Source organism: Lacticaseibacillus sp. YLM2-1, assembly GCF_056583465.1.
Map to the genome: position 1 here is coordinate 2185127 of NZ_CM152617.1, position 17429 is coordinate 2202555.

12 protein-coding genes and 1 CRISPR repeat array (1 of these 13 cut by a window edge) are annotated in these 17429 nt (G+C 46.9%); of the genes, 2 read left to right on the forward strand and 10 right to left on the reverse strand.

Going from position 1 to position 17429, the window contains the following annotated elements; translation table 11 throughout:
* The first annotated feature begins 1 nt into the window (after position 1).
* Together AC07KQ_RS10530 and AC07KQ_RS10535 are read left to right on the forward strand one after the other, a co-directional pair.
* Complete coding sequence (locus tag AC07KQ_RS10530) at positions 2–358, forward strand: PqqD family peptide modification chaperone (RefSeq protein ID WP_480156557.1); 357 nt, start codon at positions 2–4, stop codon at positions 356–358.
* A gap of 136 nt (positions 359–494) precedes the next feature.
* Complete coding sequence (locus tag AC07KQ_RS10535) at positions 495–1922, forward strand: C69 family dipeptidase (protein ID WP_480156558.1); 1428 nt, start codon at positions 495–497, stop codon at positions 1920–1922.
* A 101-nt stretch (positions 1923–2023) separates the two neighbouring features.
* Here the strand turns inward: AC07KQ_RS10535 and AC07KQ_RS10540 are convergent, their stop codons facing one another.
* The 10 genes from AC07KQ_RS10540 to AC07KQ_RS10585 form a co-directional block, all read right to left on the reverse strand.
* Positions 2024–3355, reverse strand: coding sequence for a dihydrolipoyl dehydrogenase family protein (locus AC07KQ_RS10540; protein WP_003580470.1), 1332 nt, complete (start codon positions 3353–3355; stop codon positions 2024–2026).
* 205 nt (positions 3356–3560) lie between these two features.
* Positions 3561–4979 (reverse strand): DHA2 family efflux MFS transporter permease subunit, encoded by a 1419-nt coding sequence (locus AC07KQ_RS10545; RefSeq protein WP_003580472.1) that lies wholly within the window; start codon positions 4977–4979, stop codon positions 3561–3563.
* A gap of 290 nt (positions 4980–5269) precedes the next feature.
* Positions 5270–5836 carry a TetR/AcrR family transcriptional regulator gene (locus tag AC07KQ_RS10550; RefSeq protein ID WP_003580474.1) on the reverse strand — a complete coding sequence of 189 codons (567 nt, stop codon included), beginning with the start codon at positions 5834–5836 and terminating at the stop codon, positions 5270–5272.
* Between the two features lie 126 nt (positions 5837–5962).
* The gene (locus AC07KQ_RS10555) at positions 5963–7411 is read right to left on the reverse strand and encodes a glycoside hydrolase family 1 protein (protein ID WP_480156559.1); all 1449 of its coding nucleotides are present in this window, start codon (positions 7409–7411) and stop codon (positions 5963–5965) included.
* 170 nt (positions 7412–7581) lie between these two features.
* Positions 7582–9420 (reverse strand): beta-glucoside-specific PTS transporter subunit IIABC, encoded by a 1839-nt coding sequence (locus AC07KQ_RS10560; protein WP_480156560.1) that lies wholly within the window; start codon positions 9418–9420, stop codon positions 7582–7584.
* A 451-nt stretch (positions 9421–9871) separates the two neighbouring features.
* Complete coding sequence (locus AC07KQ_RS10565; RefSeq protein ID WP_003580480.1) at positions 9872–10729, reverse strand: PRD domain-containing protein; 858 nt, start codon at positions 10727–10729, stop codon at positions 9872–9874.
* Between the two features lie 137 nt (positions 10730–10866).
* Positions 10867–12498 (reverse strand): amino acid ABC transporter ATP-binding/permease protein, encoded by a 1632-nt coding sequence (locus AC07KQ_RS10570; protein ID WP_480156561.1) that lies wholly within the window; start codon positions 12496–12498, stop codon positions 10867–10869.
* Entirely contained in the window at positions 12495–14186 is a 1692-nt protein-coding gene (locus AC07KQ_RS10575; RefSeq protein ID WP_003571196.1) for an ABC transporter ATP-binding protein/permease, read from the reverse strand. The genes AC07KQ_RS10570 and AC07KQ_RS10575 overlap by 4 nt, the downstream gene beginning before the upstream one ends.
* Positions 14187–14382: 196 nt before the next feature.
* Entirely contained in the window at positions 14383–14808 is a 426-nt protein-coding gene (locus AC07KQ_RS10580; RefSeq protein ID WP_003571199.1) for a NusG domain II-containing protein, read from the reverse strand.
* 150 nt (positions 14809–14958) lie between these two features.
* Complete coding sequence (locus AC07KQ_RS10585; protein ID WP_003566934.1) at positions 14959–16059, reverse strand: hypothetical protein; 1101 nt, start codon at positions 16057–16059, stop codon at positions 14959–14961.
* A gap of 606 nt (positions 16060–16665) precedes the next feature.
* Positions 16666–17429: direct repeats of the CRISPR family, unit length 36 nt; unit sequence GCTCTTGAACTGATTGATTCGACATCTACCTGAGAC; it runs 130 nt beyond the window's last position.

Consider the following 17429-nt stretch of genomic DNA (forward strand, 5'->3'; position numbering starts at 1 on the left):
CATGACTGCGACTGACACATTACAACATTTGATTTATGAAAAAAATCCAGCAATTCAGTACACTAAAAAAGGCGGAAAAATCACGATCATCCGTCCGCAGAATCACCCAATCCAAAAATTCTGTCGGCATTATCTGCACATGAAGATTCCTGCCGTCAGTTACCTACACTTAGATGCATACGGTAGTTTTGTATTCAGCAAGATCAATGGTCATCGCAGCGCCACCGTTATTGGCAAAGAACTAGCCAAGAAATTCCCCGAAGCAGACGATCACCGCGATGACCGCCTGATGATCTATTTGAACCAAATTGCCAAAAATGACCACCTTATTCAGCGTCTCAACGCAAATACACGATAACGCGCTCGCAGTCGCAGAAACCTATGCATAAGGAACTTGAATCCAATAACCAAGTTTAGGCCATTTGGATTCAAGCCCGCTTATGCTCCGGTTTCTAAACGCTCCTGCTCGCGCTCAACTATTGGAGGAAATCAACATGATTGATCGTATTGAAATTTCAGCTTGCACATCCATGATGGTCGGTAAAAAAGCATCCCTTGACGGCGCGACCTACATCTCCCGCAACGAGGATCGCTTAGTCGCAATCTATCCAAAACGTTTTGTGGTTCAACCAGCTGTGACTGGCCGCAAGGAAACTTATGTATCGCCATATAACAACCTGACTGTGCCACTCCCCGAATCCGGGTATCGTTACACATCCACGCCCGATGCTGACCAAAGCGCAGGGCCAAATGAAGAAGACGGTTTTAATGAAAAGAATGTCGGCGAAAGTGCTACCGAAAGTGTTTATGCCAACGAACGGGTACTTGCTTATGATCCCTTCATCAAAAATGGACTCGCGGAAGACTCCATGACAACTTTAGTGTTACCGTTTATCAACAGTGCCCGCGATGGCGTCCGATATCTCGGCGAACTGGTCAAAAAGTACGGTTCAGCTGAAGGCAATGGTGTCCAATTTAACGATCAAGACGAAGTTTGGTATATGGAAATTGTCACCGGTCATCAATGGGTTGCGGTTCGCATTCCTGACGATTGTTACGCAGTTGCTGCCAACCAAATCGCGATTCAGGACATTGATTTCAATGATCCGGACAACTATATGTGGGCAGATGGCATTCAAGATTTCGTCAAAGATCACAACTTGAATCCTGACGCCGATCACTGGAACTTCCGGCACATTTTTGGCACCGACACTGAAAAGGATCACCACTACAATACACCACGGGTTTGGTTCGCCCAACGCTACCTTAATCCAGAAATTGAGCAGGATCCGGAATCAGCTGAATTGCCGTTCATTCGCAAGGCCAACCGCAAAATTTCTGTTGAAGATATTCAGTACATTATGAAATCCCACTTCAATGAAACCAAGTTTGATCCGTTGGGTCACGGCAATGAACACGACCGCAAGACTTATCGCGCTATCTCACTTTCGCGCACGGCCAACTCGCATATTCTGCAAATGCGTGATGCCAATCAAAATGGCGCAGCCGGCGTCCAATGGGTCGGCTTCGGTATCCCGGCCTTTTGCCCGCACGTACCGTTTTTCACCAATGCAACCGATACGGATAAGAGTTATAGCGAGTTCCCAAAGAAGATGGATCTGAGCTCAGCTTATTGGCTCTATGAAGCGCTCGCGATGGTTGTCGAATCGCATTATGCTGAGTTCATCGAAGACGACTTAGCTTATCAAAAAGATCTCAATGAATGGGCACGTCGTAAAATTGCTGAAGTTGATCAAGCTGCCGCCGGGATGAGTGGCGATGACTTAACCACGTATCTGACTGAACAAAATCATGCCATTGCCAAGCACTACAATGACACAACCCGTGATTTCCTGTTCAAGCTCATCACAATGGGCACTAACTTATCGAAGCTCACCTTCAAGATAGATCCAAATCTATAGTCAAATTTACCAACATTCAAAAAGACATCGCCGCAGCAGTTCCTGCTAAAGCGATGTCTTTTTGAATGCCGCTTATTTGTTAAAAAATTGCCGCTACAGCCTCACCGAATTTTATGCCAAGCCGCAGCACTTTCAGAAGGGAAAATATGGGCCATTTGCCACATTTGTTGCTTACTGAAGTGGAAGACAATTGCTGGTAATAAGGTGTTGATCGCATCTTCCGCTTGGGCACTGAATTCAGTTGCGCCAACCAAATGATGATCCCGATCAAAGATGAGGATGCTATCCCCCATCGTTTCCTGATCGGTTTGATGGTACCAGTCATCGGGAATATGATTGCGAACAACTTGGTAATCGCCATCAGCAGCTTCTTCTGGCGTCACGCCAACTTTCGCAATTCGCGGAGTTGTGTACACAGTCGATGGTATCGCTGGATAGTCAATGGGGTCGGTTGTCTGGCCGCTGAGCAACTGAAACAAGTAATAGGATTCGAAAGTGGCCGTTGGGGTCAACTTGGGTTGCGGCTTGTCGAGCACATCCCCGGACGCGAAAATGTTCGGCACATTCGTCCGCAAATGATCGTCAACCGCGATGCCGCGTTGACTAAAGGTGACACCTGCAGCTTCTAACCCAATTTGATCATCATTAGGAATTCGACCAGTTGCATCTAACACCCAGTCAACTTGTTGTTCCTGATGATCGCCATATTGGATCGCAATGCCTTGCGCCGTCTGTTTCAATGCCTGCACGTCTGCACTGGGGATAAACTTGACGCCTCTTTTGGTCATGTCTGCCATCACCGCTTTAACAAATGGCTGGTGAAATTCGCGCAACGCTTTGTCTGCATGCATGAAGACGCTGACTTCAGCTCCGGCAGCATTGGCAATCGTCGCAAATTCCATACTGATGTAACCTGATCCCAAAATGCCGATTCGTTTTGGCAATGTTTTCAAGTCCATGAACGCGCGGCTATCATGTGCTAATTCAGTTCCGGGGATGTCGAGGTGATGCGGACGGCGCCCAGTAGCGATGACCATGTTTTCGGCCGTATAAGTTTTGCCAGCAACTGTGATGCTATGCGGATCAATGAATTTCCCATGCCCGTGAATGATCGTCACGCCGGTTTGTTTGAGGTTACTGCCGATATTTGTCGGCAGCGGTTTGATCACTGCTTGTTTATGTGCCACTAGCTCCGACCAGTTGATCGTGATGCTGCCGGACACGATGCCTTGCATGCGTTCGGCCATACGTTGCAACACGACTGGTGTATCCAGCGTGATTTTTGCGTTACACCCATAATTAGGGCAAGTGCCGCCAATCATGTCGCTTTCAATCACGCCAACTTTCTTTCCTGAAGCCGCTAACGGTCCAGCACCATCGAACGCGCCGTGACCACTACCTAAGTACAAGACATCAAAATCGTATTCACTCATATTGATCCTCCTTGTGCAGTGCGTCTGTGACAACGGCTTAAGCATAACAGATTGACGACGACTCGGTCACGGACAATGAATTTTATTTTCCGATAAACTGCTCCTAGCTCATAAACCAAAAAGACCAACAATTTTCCGCTGTACAGGGAAATTATTGGCTTGGTTGATGGCTATTAATGAAGTCCCGTTCTGTTTCTGATACTAATTAAAGGTCGCGACTTGCCTGTGGTTTTTTGACTTGGAAGGCAACGATGAGTCCGATAATGGCTAGGATCAAGACGAACATAAAGCCAAAATGCGAACCAATTGTCAGGCCAGTTTGTCCAGCGGCTTTGGCCGAACCGAGCGCGAGCATACTTGTGGCAACAGCAGTTGAAACGGCGCCGACAATTTGCTGCAGTGTGTTCAGCAAGGCACTGCCGTCTGCGCTTTCGGCACCGCTCAAACTATTCAGCCCATATGTCTGGGCAGGTGACATCGCTAACGGCGCGCCGATCATTAAGACAACATGCCCTAAAATAATCCACCATAACGGACTTTGTGCACCACTGTTAAGCAATATCAGCACGCCTAGGATAGCAATGACAAAACCACCGCGGGATAACCATTTAGCACCGTGGCTGTCATACATCCGACCTGCAATCGCAGAAACAGCAGCGTTCACAATCCCGCCTGGTAACATGACAAGTCCGGTCATGGCAACTGGCAGGCCCATCACCCGTTGCAGATACATCGGCAGTAAATACATCGAGGCCAGAATCACCCCAAAATCAAGCATGACGAGTAACGTTCCGACAGTAAACTGTTTATTAGCAAAAACGCGTAAATTCAGCATCGGGTTTGTTAACGATAATTGCCGCCGGGCATAAAGAACTAAACCGATAACCCCAACGAGCAAAGCAAGTCCGACTTCCAGCGAAAGCCAGCCAGCATCACTCGCCATCGTTGTTCCAACCACAATCCCAGCAAAGCCAATCGACGATTCAACAATTGACAACCAGTCGACTGGTGTTTGCGTTTGATGATAAACATTTTCCATCGAAGTTAATGTGAAAATGAAAGCCAAAACCAAGAATGGCACGAATAGCCAAAAAATGTAGTGCCAAGTGAATTTGGCAAGCACCAGCCCGGTAATCGTTGGGCCAATAGCAGGCGCAAACATAATCACCAAAGCAGCCATCCCCATGACTGTCCCTAATTTATATGGCGGGAAAATCTGCATAGCGACTGAAAACATCAGCGGCAAAATCAGCCCCGTGCCAATGCCTTGAATCAATCGCCCAATAAGCACAACCGGAAAAACTGCGCCCATCGCAGACACAACCGAGCCCAGAATAAAGGCGCCAAGTGCAAAAAGAATGATCTTTTTAGTGTTATACCATTTTGATAAAAGGCTGGATAACGGCATGCAGATCCCGATAACCAACATATAACCTGTGACTAGCCACTGAATAGTGCCCTGTGACACATTCAACGCCGTCATTAAACTAGGCAACGCAATATTAAGCGACGTCTCTGAAAACATACCGACAAACGCCCCAATCATCAAGCCGATCATGGCCATTGCTGGATGGGCAACGTGAACGCGAGCTTGCGGCATTTCTTTTGTTTGTGATAATTGCATGATAACTTCCTTTTTAGTGAGCGCGAGCAGGAGCGTTTAGAAACCGGAGCATAAGCGGGCTTAAGATTAACTGGCTGGTCTTTGGCCAGTTAATCTTAAGGTCCTTATGTGTAGGTTTCTGCGACTGCGAGCGCGTTATAGTGAGCGCGAGCCAGCGCGGTTAGCAACCGGAGTGTAAGTGGCCTTGGGCGTGATGGTCGTACTTTGACCATTGCGACCAAGGTCCTTACATGCAGGTTGCTGCGCTGGCGAACGCGTTAAATGATAAAAACAAACAACTGGCATTGGCTTTATGCGGCCAATGCCAGCTTGATCAAGCGGGTCAGTTGATCCGCGGTCTGTCGCAACAAGTCAGGATTGTCTTTGGTTGCGGCAAGAATAATGGCGCCCTCAATGCTGGCTTGAATAAATTGGCCAAGTGGCTGGGCACGGTCAGGCGGAATACCGGCTGACGTGAGCTTTTTGATGTACAGCGTTTCTAACTGGGTAAAAACAGCGCTGCAAGCGGCCTGCAACTCAGGATCATCGCCTGTTTCTAAGGCTATCAAGCTAATTGAATTGCCACCAAGATGCCCCTTTTCCTGCATTTCGGTCGCCATACTTTCTAGTTGTCCAGCCAGCGCAGCGTCAGGCGCCTTGTACCGATCAAGGTCCCGTTGCACATGCTCAAGAATGTGCTGGCCAGCATAAGTAATCGCGGCTTCAATCAATTGCGCTTTACCGTTTGGAAAATAATAATAAAGTGAGCCCTTTGGTGTACCACTGACCGTTAAAATCTGCGTCAAACCAGTAGCTCTGACCCCTTCTTTTTGAAAGAGACTGGCAGCCGTTGCCACCAGTTTTTCGCGTGTATCCATTTGCTACCTCCACTATTATAACAACCGGTCTATATAATACTGCTTATTTTCTGAAAATGTCAATTTTATTTTTTTATGCATGAAAAAATGACCTTCTCATCCGAAGGTCACTTTGCAAAACGATTATTAACCTAAATCCGTTCCATTGGAAGCAATCACCCGCTGATACCAGTTAAACGATTGCTTTTTGTAACGGTTTAAACTGCCTTGCCCAGCATCGTCCAGATCGACATAGATGAAGCCGTAACGTTTCGACATTTGGCCTGAATAAGCACTGACCAGATCAATGCAGCCCCATGGCGTATAGCCCATCAGATCCACGCCATCATGAATGGCCGCACCCATTTGTTCAATATGCTGCTTCAAGTAATCAATCCGATAATCATCCTTGATTTTGCCATCAGCATCCGGTTTGTCAACGGCGCCAAGTCCATTTTCAACAATGAAAAGTGGTTTACGGTAACGTTCATATAATTGATTTAACGCGATGCGCAGGCCAATCGGATCAATCTGCCAGCCCCATTCACTCGCCCTCAAAAACGGATTTTTGATGCCACTAAGCAGGTTGCCCCCGACTTCAGCATGTTCTTTTTCAACTGTTTCGACTACGGCGGACATATAGTAGCTAAAACCAATGTAGTCAACCGGATGATTTTTCAGCAGTGTTAATTCCTCGGCTGAAAAATCAAGATCTGTGAATTTAAACCCGTTGTCCGCCATCAACGCGTCGGTATAGGCTGGGTACTCGCCGCGAACCTGCACATCGCCGCAAAAGAAATTAAATGCCTGATTTTGCTGCAAGGTCGCCAATTGATTCACTGGGTTGGCATCATAGCTGTAAGTGGTGGCATAAAGCAACATGCAGCCAACTTGAAGTTTAGGATCAAGCGCATGTCCGATTTTCACGGCCCAAGCGCTGGCAACAAACTGATTGTGCCATGCTTGAAAAATTGTTTGCTTGTCATTGCCGCCATTATTGGCAACTAATCCTTGGCTCATCACCGGAAATGCCCATGCACTGTTAATTTCGTTAAACGTCATCCAATACTTTACTTGCTTAAAGTAGCGAGTCAAAACTGTTTCCGCAAAATGCTTATAAAACTCGATAAGACGTTTATTTTTCCAGCCGCCATATTTGGTTACCAGATGCAACGGCATCTCGTAATGTGAAATCGTGACAACTGGTTCGATATCGTATTTCAAGCATGTCGCAATAACCTCATCATAAAATTTCAAGCCCGAGGCATTTGGTGTTTTCTCATCACCTTCTGGGAAAATCCGTGACCACGCAATCGAAAAACGATAGCATTTAAATCCCATCTCGCTGAAAAGTTTGATGTCTTCTTTAAACCGATGATAATGATCAATGCCTTGATGGTTTGGGTAGCGATACTTGCTTTTGTCGATGGTCCAGTTGAAATCTGGCCGATTCACAATCGTAAAACGATCCTTGCCTTGTGGTAGCACATCGGCGATTGAAAGACCCTTGCCATCTTCTTGATAAGCCCCTTCAAGTTGATTGGCTGCCGTAGCACCGCCCCATAAAAAATTCTTTGGAAAATTTAGGTATGTCATTGGTCTGCTCTCCTTAAACGCGCTCCCAGCCGCAGAAACCGCGTCTGCTCACGCTCTTTTAAAACGCCTTCACTGGCGCAGCGCGGCTATGCGAAGAACATTAAAGGCAACAGCCGGTCACCCTTAATGCCGCTTCGCTACGCCGCGCTTACCGCGCCAGTTCACGCTCTTTACGCTAATGTCATGACCGGCCGATCATCGGTGGCTCCCTGTCCAAGCGTCGCGATTTGATACTGGTCGGAATTGGTCACAATCATCATCACGGTACTTTCATACCCTTCTTTTTCAATGGCTTCGTGATCGAATTGCACCAATGGCGTTCCAATTTCAACGTGCTGTCCTTGTGCCACAAGTGGTTGAAAATGTTTGCCTTTTAGATTAACCGTATCGATACCGATATGAATCAAAATTTCCGAGCCTTTGTCCGACTGAATCCCAATCGCATGACCGGTTGGATAAAGCAGTCTAATCACGCCAGCAACAGGTGCCTTCACCATGCCGTTTTCAGGAACGATTGCCACACCTTTGCCCATGGTCTCAGATGCAAAGACCTCATCTGCCAAGCCGGTTAACGGCACAAGCACCCCTTTGACTGGTGCTGCTAACGCTTCGCCTAGTTCGCTGTTGGCAGAAGGCGATGTTTTGGCTTTTGCGCCTGCGTTGATACCGCCAAAAAAGTAAGTGAGCACCGTCCCGAGCGCAAACGCAACCACATCGCCAACCACAGAAAGTCCAAAGCCTTTGCCAATAAAAGTTGGCAGTGAAAGCACACTGGCCAAAGCAGCGGCATTTGCCCCGGCACCGGAAATCGCAACGATCATACCGCCGACTGCTCCTGCCACACAAGCAAGATAAAATGGCTTTTTCAACTTCAATGTAATCCCATAAATTGTCGGTTCTGTGATCCCGAATAGTGCGGTAATGGTACTGGAACCGGCAAGACTTTTCATTTTGGCATCACGCGTTCTAAGAAATACCGCCAGTGCTGCACCAGCTTGAGACAGCACTGCTGGCAGCAGAATCGGCATCATCAAATCGGTTCCATTCTGAGCAATATTGTTCATCATCACCGGTACCAGTGCCCAGTGAACGCCGAAAATCACGATCACTTGCCAGAAACCGCCTAGCACTAAACCAGCCAAAATTGGCACACTCTTGTTCAACGACACAATCGCTGTTGCCAACCAACTGCTGACCGTCGCACTGATGGGTCCAACCACAATCAGCGTCAATGGCACAATGACAACCAAAAGACAAACTGGCGCCAAAATGTTACGAACGGATTCGTGCCACAACTTGTTGAAAACTGGTTCTAAGAATTTCTGAACAACAACAACCAGCAGAATTGGCAAGACTGTCGCGGTATAATTCGCCGGCACGACTGGAATACCGAAAAAGTCAATAGTTGTTGCCTTTGCGCCCAACGCGACAATGCCCGGCGACACCATCGCCGCCGCAATCGCCATGGATACAAATTGATTAACCTTGAGTTGTTTAGCAGCGGTAAATGCTAAGGCAATTGGTAGGAAATAGAAAATACCATCTGCTGCGGCCCACCAAATTTGATACGCGCCGCTTTTCGCTGTTAACCAGCCCATGACCACGGCCAAAGATAGCAAGCCTTTCAAAATCCCGGCGCCGGCCATCGCGCCCAAGAATGGCGTAAATACACCGGAAATGAACGTTAGCAAGCTGTTGAAAGCGCTTTTGAACGTCATTTTTCCTTGTGCGGCTGTTTCACCGCTAGTTTTGCCTTCGCTTAAAGATGGTTCCAGTTTCACGACTTCATGGTAAACATCCCCGACATTGTTACCAATCACGACTTGAAACTGACCACTGGCTTCAACCACGGTAATCACACCATCCAACGCCTCGATTTTATCTTTGGGTACTTTTGCACGATCCTTCAATGTAAAACGCAGACGAGTGGCACAGTGCCAGACCTGATTGATGTTTTGTTTGCCACCAATCAGATTTAATAATTGCTGAGCTAATCCTGATTCATTCATTCGGCCTTCCCCCTTTAGCTACACATAGCTACACTTGCGATTCCCACAGCGAGTGATATGGTTCAGTATCTTGCATCACGATGACTGCACTTCGCTGTCTGGTGTTGCATTCTTTCTTAAACGCGATCGCTAGCCTACTTACACTCCGGTTTCTAGCCGGGCTAGCTCACGCTCTTTCTCAAAACGCGTTCGCTGGCGCAGAAACCTGCACATAAGGACCTGAAGCCTAAATGGTCCAAGCCCAACCATTTAGGCTTCAGGCCGCTTATGCTCCGGTTTCTAACCGCGCCAGCTCACGCTCCACAAAAAAAGCCAGAAAGACCGGACTTGTGGTGTACAAGTCGTGTCTTTCTGGTTTTGCCTAATCCAATAGTTACAAGCCAGATGGTTCTGTATTCGCTTTCAACGACACCATCTTATCGTACGCATTAGCACGCGTCAACAACTTTTTTCACTCCGCCAAACTTTTTGCTAAGCGCGCAATATGCATGGTGAGATAGATTTGCTCGTTTTTAGGAATCGCAATCGCTAACTTCTGTTGCATGAATCGGTCAACGTCTTCCATACAGTGATAAGCACGGGCATAATCTTGTTGAAGATGTTTCAACAAGACATAGTCATAGTTTTCCATCTTTAACGACAAAGGCGACGGCGCAGCAGCATACATGCGTTGTAAGAAAAATTTGAGGTGAATAACTAGTCGCTGATAATCAGGTGTTTTGACGTTCATGTCCAGCCCTAGATTGTAAAAGATTATTTTCGTGAGACTCGCAAGGGTTTGAGTAAAGGCAAGTGAGTTAACAGTTTGCTGATGATTCAGATCGTTACTCACAAACTTTAACGCGATGAATCCCGCCTCATCTTCCGGCAATTGTTCATGCAATTGCGCGGCGATTTGATGCAATGCCCATTCGCCCATCTCGTATTCTTGGGTGTAGGCAACCTGAATCTCCCATAGCAATTTGTTGTGCAATACAATCTTCTCATACAGCCGTTGCACCGCAAAATGAACATGATCGGCTAGCTCAATCAACAAATAACTTTTGAACGTGGTTTGCAATCGCTTTTCTGCCTCCTGAATGATTCCAGCGGCCAAATCCAAATAAGCACTGGGCAGACTGGCAATCGTCGCCGTCGCGATTTTCAGCTTTGCTTGATCCTCTGGCACATAGACTTTCATACTGTCGCGCAAGGCCATCTTGGCGTCTTTTTTAGCGCGGAAACCGATCCCACGCTCGACCACGATCACCTCGCGTTGTTGATGTCTGGCCACGACAGCATTGTTGTTCAGCACGTTTTGAATAATCATGGCGACCCTCCCCCAAAGGTATTCGAATCTTCGCTTTGTCGTATTCTCAAAATAGCGTAACAATGATTTTAAAAATTGACAACGTGAACGACTCAGCCGCCGAAAATATCGACATTCAGGGGAGATCTTTATGCCTGTTATTTAGGCTCGGTGCTGGCAGCTGAAACCTGATGATCCGCAAATCGATACAGCCGATCAGCATAAGCCGCCGACTCTGCACGATGCGAAATCATGATCACGATGCCGTGATAGTAAGCCTTGATAGCGTCCAAAATTAATCGTTCGTTTTCAGTATCAAGATTGCTCGTTGGTTCATCCAGCACCAAAACGCTGCTTGGGTGTAACAAGGCTCTGGCCAATTCCAGCCGTTGTTGTTCCCCACTAGAAAATTGCAGTTGTCCTGATACGACATTTTCATCAAGCCCCTTTTCGGCCTGACGCAACCGCGACGTCAGCTTGACTTGATTAAGCACGGTCCAGATTTGCGCATCTGTGATCGTCGCATCGTGCAACGTGAGATTGTCACGCACCGACTCAGAGAAAAAAACTGGCGTTTGTGGCAGATAATTCACCTGCGCGCGCAGTGATGCTGGATCAATTTTGGTCAGGTCAATGCCATCAATTAAAATTCGGCCTTGGGTGAGCGGATACCAACCCATGATCAATTTGGCCAATGTACTTTTCCCAGATCCACTGGCGCCAACAAAACCGACAATCTCGCCGGCATGCAAGGACAACGACACTTGTCGCAAAACGGTCTCGTCACGGCTAGGATACTTAAAGGTGACGTGATCAACTTGAATGATCGCGATTTGATTCAGTGTTCGGGTAGCGTCAATCGCCGCTGATGTTGCTGGCACCTCTTGCAAAAGATTCAATAAATTACGAGCAGCCGCAAAACCATTCAATAGCGAGGCTGGCAAATTGGTTAAAGCTAATAGCGGTCCGAACGTGAGCGGAAACACGGCCAATAATGCTTGTTGCAAGGGTTGCGGCTGGGTCCAACCGCTCAACCACACAATGAATAGCCACGCTACCAGCATTACCAACGTAGCACTCATATTTTTCAATAATTGACCAAACTGGGATTGTTGAAAGGCGGTCGCCTCATGATCAAATCCCTCATTACCGGTTTTCATGCGCGCATCAGCAACCTCTAACTGACGCAAAACCGCCATGCCGCGAACGGATTCAAGCAGGTACTGCTGATTAACCGCTTTTTGACGATCCGCAGCCTGAGCCTTCGCCGTCATCTGCTCGTGCCAATAATAAGGAATTAACAGCCCGACAGCCGCATAGCTCACCAACACAACGGCCGCCGCCGGACCATTTAAGCTGCTATAAACGGCAACCATCAGGACACCATAAATAAGGCCAATCGCAACCGGAACAATCGTATGTGCGTAGAAAATTTCCATTGCCTCAATGTCACTGCCAATCAGTTTAAGCAACTTGCCGCTGCCTTGGCTATCAAGTTTAGCAGGCGCCAACTGCACCAATTTTCGATAAACCGCACCGCGCAATTCGGCCAAGACGTGAAACGCCACAAAATGGCCAGCATATTGTTCACCAAAACTACCCAGACCAACAATCACCACCGCGATGATGCCGGGGATTAAAAGGTGTGAGGCATTCTGGGGATCGAACAACATCATCGCAGCCAAAACTAAAACGACGACTTTTGTTAATTCGGCAACCAAGCCAATCAGAAAACTGATGATAATAGCCCCCGTTAAGTGGTGGGTGTAACGCAGTAAACTTCTGATCATGATGGCTGACCTTCTTTCAACATTGCCTCGGGATTATCAACTAAGTGACGATACGCTGGCTGATCGCGGTAAAGCTGTGCATGATCCGCGCTGATTAACTGATGATCGTGAATAAACCAAACAACGTCAGCTTCGGCCATCGCTGACAGATCATGGGAAATAAACAGCACAATTTTCTGACGGCTCAGTCGCTTGATCGCCGCTAAAATAATGGCAGCATTCGCAGCATCAATACTTGATGTCATTTCATCGAGCAAATACACCGTTTTGTCTGCCAGTAACATGCGCGCAAAGGCCAACTGCTGCCGTTGTCCCGGCGACAGCAACCGCCCACCTTCTCCAACTTCAGTGGCATAGCCATCTTGCAAATCAGTCACAAAGTGCATCAATCCCAATTCATCAAGATGTTGCTGCCACTGATCACCAAATTGATTGCCTAAAAGCAGATTTTCCTTGATAGTGCCGGAAAAAATATAGTCATTAGCAGCCACATACCCAAACACCGCCGCGCGTTGTGCGTTGCTCAACGCAGTGACGGGCGTGTTGTCAGCCATAATCGTCCCGGATAATGGTGTCAGTTGCCCCAACAATGCCTGTGTCAACGTACTTTTTCCTGTACCATTTTCGCCTGCTAACCCATATAACTTACCCGGAACAAGGGTCGCATTAATGTCGGATACAAGCGGTGCGTCCGCTTCGTAACCGATAGCAACATCTTGCAAAACCAACTGCTTCAGCGGTCGATTATCCGTGATTTTGACTGTTGCAGGTGTCGTCTTAGACTTCGCAATGGTTGCCAAAATACCGGCTAGTGCCGGACCATTCGACTTAACCACATGGAAAAAGTAGCCAAGTTGACGGGCATTCACCATCATCATGGCCAATGCAAACCAAGTGGCAAATGCCCCGGCAGCAGGCAGTTGACCCGCAGCAAGTTGCAGTGCCGTCACAAATCCGCCAGCAAACACTGTCAAATAAACAAAACCATTGATAACAAACAATACTTGCAATTGCGTGCGCAGCAAATTCATGGTTGCCTGCCGAAAATACTCACTATCATCGGCGAACTTTTTAGCATACCGATCCGCTGCATTGTACATCACCAGTGTGTTCATGCCGCTCAAATCATTCATAAAGCGACCACCCATCCGCAGAAAGCCGGCAAGATGCGCCTTGTTTTGCGCTGACATCTTTTTCCCCAAAAACATCATCGCAAAGCCGATTAAAAAAACGCAGGCAAGTGGCAAAAAAGCCAGCCATGAACCATACCAAACCGACAAGCCAATCAACAGCAAAAAGGTAAGACCTGCTTGGATTAAGGTTGGAAATAAGGTGCTATAAAACATATCTAAATTATTCAAGCCGCCAAGATCGCGCTGAATCACCGCATTATCTGCAGCCGTTGCATCCCCTGCATTGTTACGCTGATACAGCGCCTCGAAATAGTGATCTCGCAACTCACGCTTAGCACTCATAGCCCATGCATGACGATGATGGCGCTCATAGCCAATCACATATCCCAGCCAAATCAACACTAGGATCACTGTGATGATCAGGGCATTCCCCGGTCGCTTTGCCGCAAAGTTCAACGCTATCATGATTGGCAACAGTGTTGGCAACCAGTCAAAAACAGTTTCAATCACCCCGGCCCAACGCTGGTCACGGCCATACTTTAGTAATCCTAACAATGATCTGCCTCTTTCTTCCTTGCCTCGACACATGTTGACTTTCATCCGCAAATACGGCAATAATCTTTAAAAATTTAAATTGTTTTTTTAGTTTACCACGAGAACTCAATCGTCTTGCAAACATTTTTCGACAACCTTCATCACATAAAAGACCGTCACCAGCTGACAACAGGCTAGTGACGGCCCGGGACTCTCATTATGGGTGAACCAAGCCACCAGTGTCACCGCTCGTTCCCGTACCTGCTTGTGCTGGCTTGATCTCAATCAGCAGTTTATGCGGCAGACAAATACTTTGCTGACCAACCTGACTGATCCATCCTGTATGAACAGCGATTTGATCAGGTGAATTGTCTTCCTTATCCCGAATGCGCGCCCCTTGCACTTCAATGATGTTGTATTGGCCCTTTGCCGGATACAACGTGAACTGCTGATGACGCGTATGAGTAGTGAGTTGAATACGCCGTTTAACATGACCGTTGATCGAAATTACAGCCACTTTTTGATTTGTATTCACGTTCGCTTCCGTCAACGAAAAAATGCCAACCGGAAGAAAACATGCCACAAATAAGACGATGACAATCACATAATCAAACGGTCGAACATACTTTTTCAACCAGCGCACTCGAATCCCCCCTTGTCGCCGTCTATTTTACACGTCATCAACATGCATCGTATGCACAGGTGTTGCTATTTTTTCGGCTAATAAAAAGCAAAAAAGCTACGAATCTCATAGGACTCGTAGCCTTTTTGAGGTTATCTTCATCAACCTGACTTACTTAGCGGCTTTTGCGGCACTGATAATCGCGGTCAAATAACCCGACGTATCAGTAAACGTTGCACCAGAAACGACATCGCTGACTTTCTTTTTGCCCTTCAAGTCACTAACAGCTGTTTCAAGTTCAGCAATCGTCTTTCCTTTAGCAAATTCGTCAATCGCATTTGAGTTTTCTTGCCAAGTCTGGGTTGCCTTGCCTTTTGACTTCATAATTGCTGAATAAGCTTCGGAATTGGCCCGCTTGGAAGCTAACACGGTGCCAGATTTGATTCCCTTGCCAAAATCGGCATTGGAATTAGGCACACCGCCAAAATCTTTACTTGGCATATACTGGAATTCATCCAAGAAGACATTCGCGATCTTATCCCCTTGCATGGCGACCGTCACGATTCCAAATGATTGGGTACCATGCGGCGCAGCAAGCACTTGCCCTTCCGTGATCGTGTTGTCTGTTGTCTGAATCCCTTCAGCTACCATCCCGGTTGTTGCGGCGTCATAGATAGCCTGTAAGTAACCAGCCGTGTCAGCAAAAGTTGCACCAGAAACTACATCGCTAACCTTCTTAGTATCTTTAACCTTGGCAACATCCGCCTTCAAATCTTCAATCTTTTTACCTTTTACAAAATTCGTGATGGCTGTTTCGTTTTCCTCCCAAGTATGGGTCGCCTTGGCCTCTTTCTTCATCAACGCAGAGTACGGCTTGCTATTTTCCGCCTTGGCAATCAAAAACTGGCCTTTAGGATAACTCTTGCCAAAGTCCTTGTTTGAATTCGGGACACCAGTCCAATCAGAACTCTTTTTGACATACTGGAATTCATCAATTTTGGCTGAAACAATCGTGTCGCCATTCAGCGTCACATTCACAGCCGCAAAGGATTGCTTGCCGTGCGGTGCAGCATAAAGCTGACGCATCACTAAGGTACCGGCTGCCGGCACCTTGGCACTCGCATCAGCGCCGGTATTGATCTTCACCTTAGCGTTACTCGTCTGACTGGTCGTACTACTGCTCTTGCTCGAACTAGAGCTCGATCCACTACTACATGCGGCCAACCCCATGCTGACCAAAAGTGTGGCACTGAGCACTATTAGTTTTTTCATGTCGTTCTTCCTCCTCGTTGTGTAAGCGATTTCATATATAATGAATTCTATCACAAGGTATTCAACTTAGCACCCAATTTCTATTGGGTCAGTTCCTCTGATACGTCTCTCAACTCAGGTTGCGACTGACACAGAAGAACTTCGTTAATTAAGCACTGATCGAAAAAAGTTTAGACAGGTATGCCTGCTGTTTCACAATAATCGATGATGTTCGCAGTCATCAAACATTTTGAAGGACATGAGCACTCGCATATGTTTTCCCTTGAAGAAACTTGAATGTTAAATCATATTGTTACAGGCGTCACTGCCTATATTCCCACTACAGAGGCAGTTGTGTAGTCAGCAAATCGGCAATATTAATTGAGTAGCAGATGTCATAGTCAACACCAGCAGGTACGTTAAAGACATCCCTAACTTTGAAGCATGGCTGACGGCATAATAAAGATGTTAGCGGTCCACGAAAACCGCACCGGCAATTACCTGAGTTGCTAGAGCCATCAATATTGCGAACGCTAACCAGACCGAAGACGTTAAAGTTGCGGAATTGGTTATTTCTAGCATGAGATTGACTCTAAAATCCGCCAATTCATTTTCTCGGAATTATGGGTCATTTAAATGATTGATTCGACATCTACCTGAGACCGCATATCACTGAGCATGTGCGAGATCGTCGCTCTTGAACTGATTGATTCGACATCTACCTGAGACGGACTGTGCGGCATGGTGTACGTTTAACGTGCTCTTGAACTGATTGATTCGACATCTACCTGAGACCCGTGCGCAAAGAGAAACGATACAAAGTTCGCTCTTGAACTGATTGATTCGACATCTACCTGAGACCCAGTTTCGTGAGACAGAGCGGTCAACGTTGCTCTTGAACTGATTGATTCGACATCTACCTGAGACTTTCTAGAAGGACATGAGATACTTGACAGCGCTCTTGAACTGATTGATTCGACATCTACCTGAGACCAAGACTTGGCGACTAATTACAATAACACGGCTCTTGAACTGATTGATTCGACATCTACCTGAGACAAGGGGCGTCTTTCTTTATATCATCGGCTTGCTCTTGAACTGATTGATTCGACATCTACCTGAGACAAATCGATTAAGGAATTCAAGCCAGATAGCGCTCTTGAACTGATTGATTCGACATCTACCTGAGACCGGGGCAACATCCACATCTAAGTCTAACACGCTCTTGAACTGATTGATTCGACATCTACCTGAGACAGAGTAGCAGACATTGACCGACTAACTAAAGCTCTTGAACTGATTGATTCGACATCTACCTGAGACGGGCCACTGTCGATCAAATGCATCATCCATGCTCTTGAACTGATTGATTCGACATCTACCTGAGACTT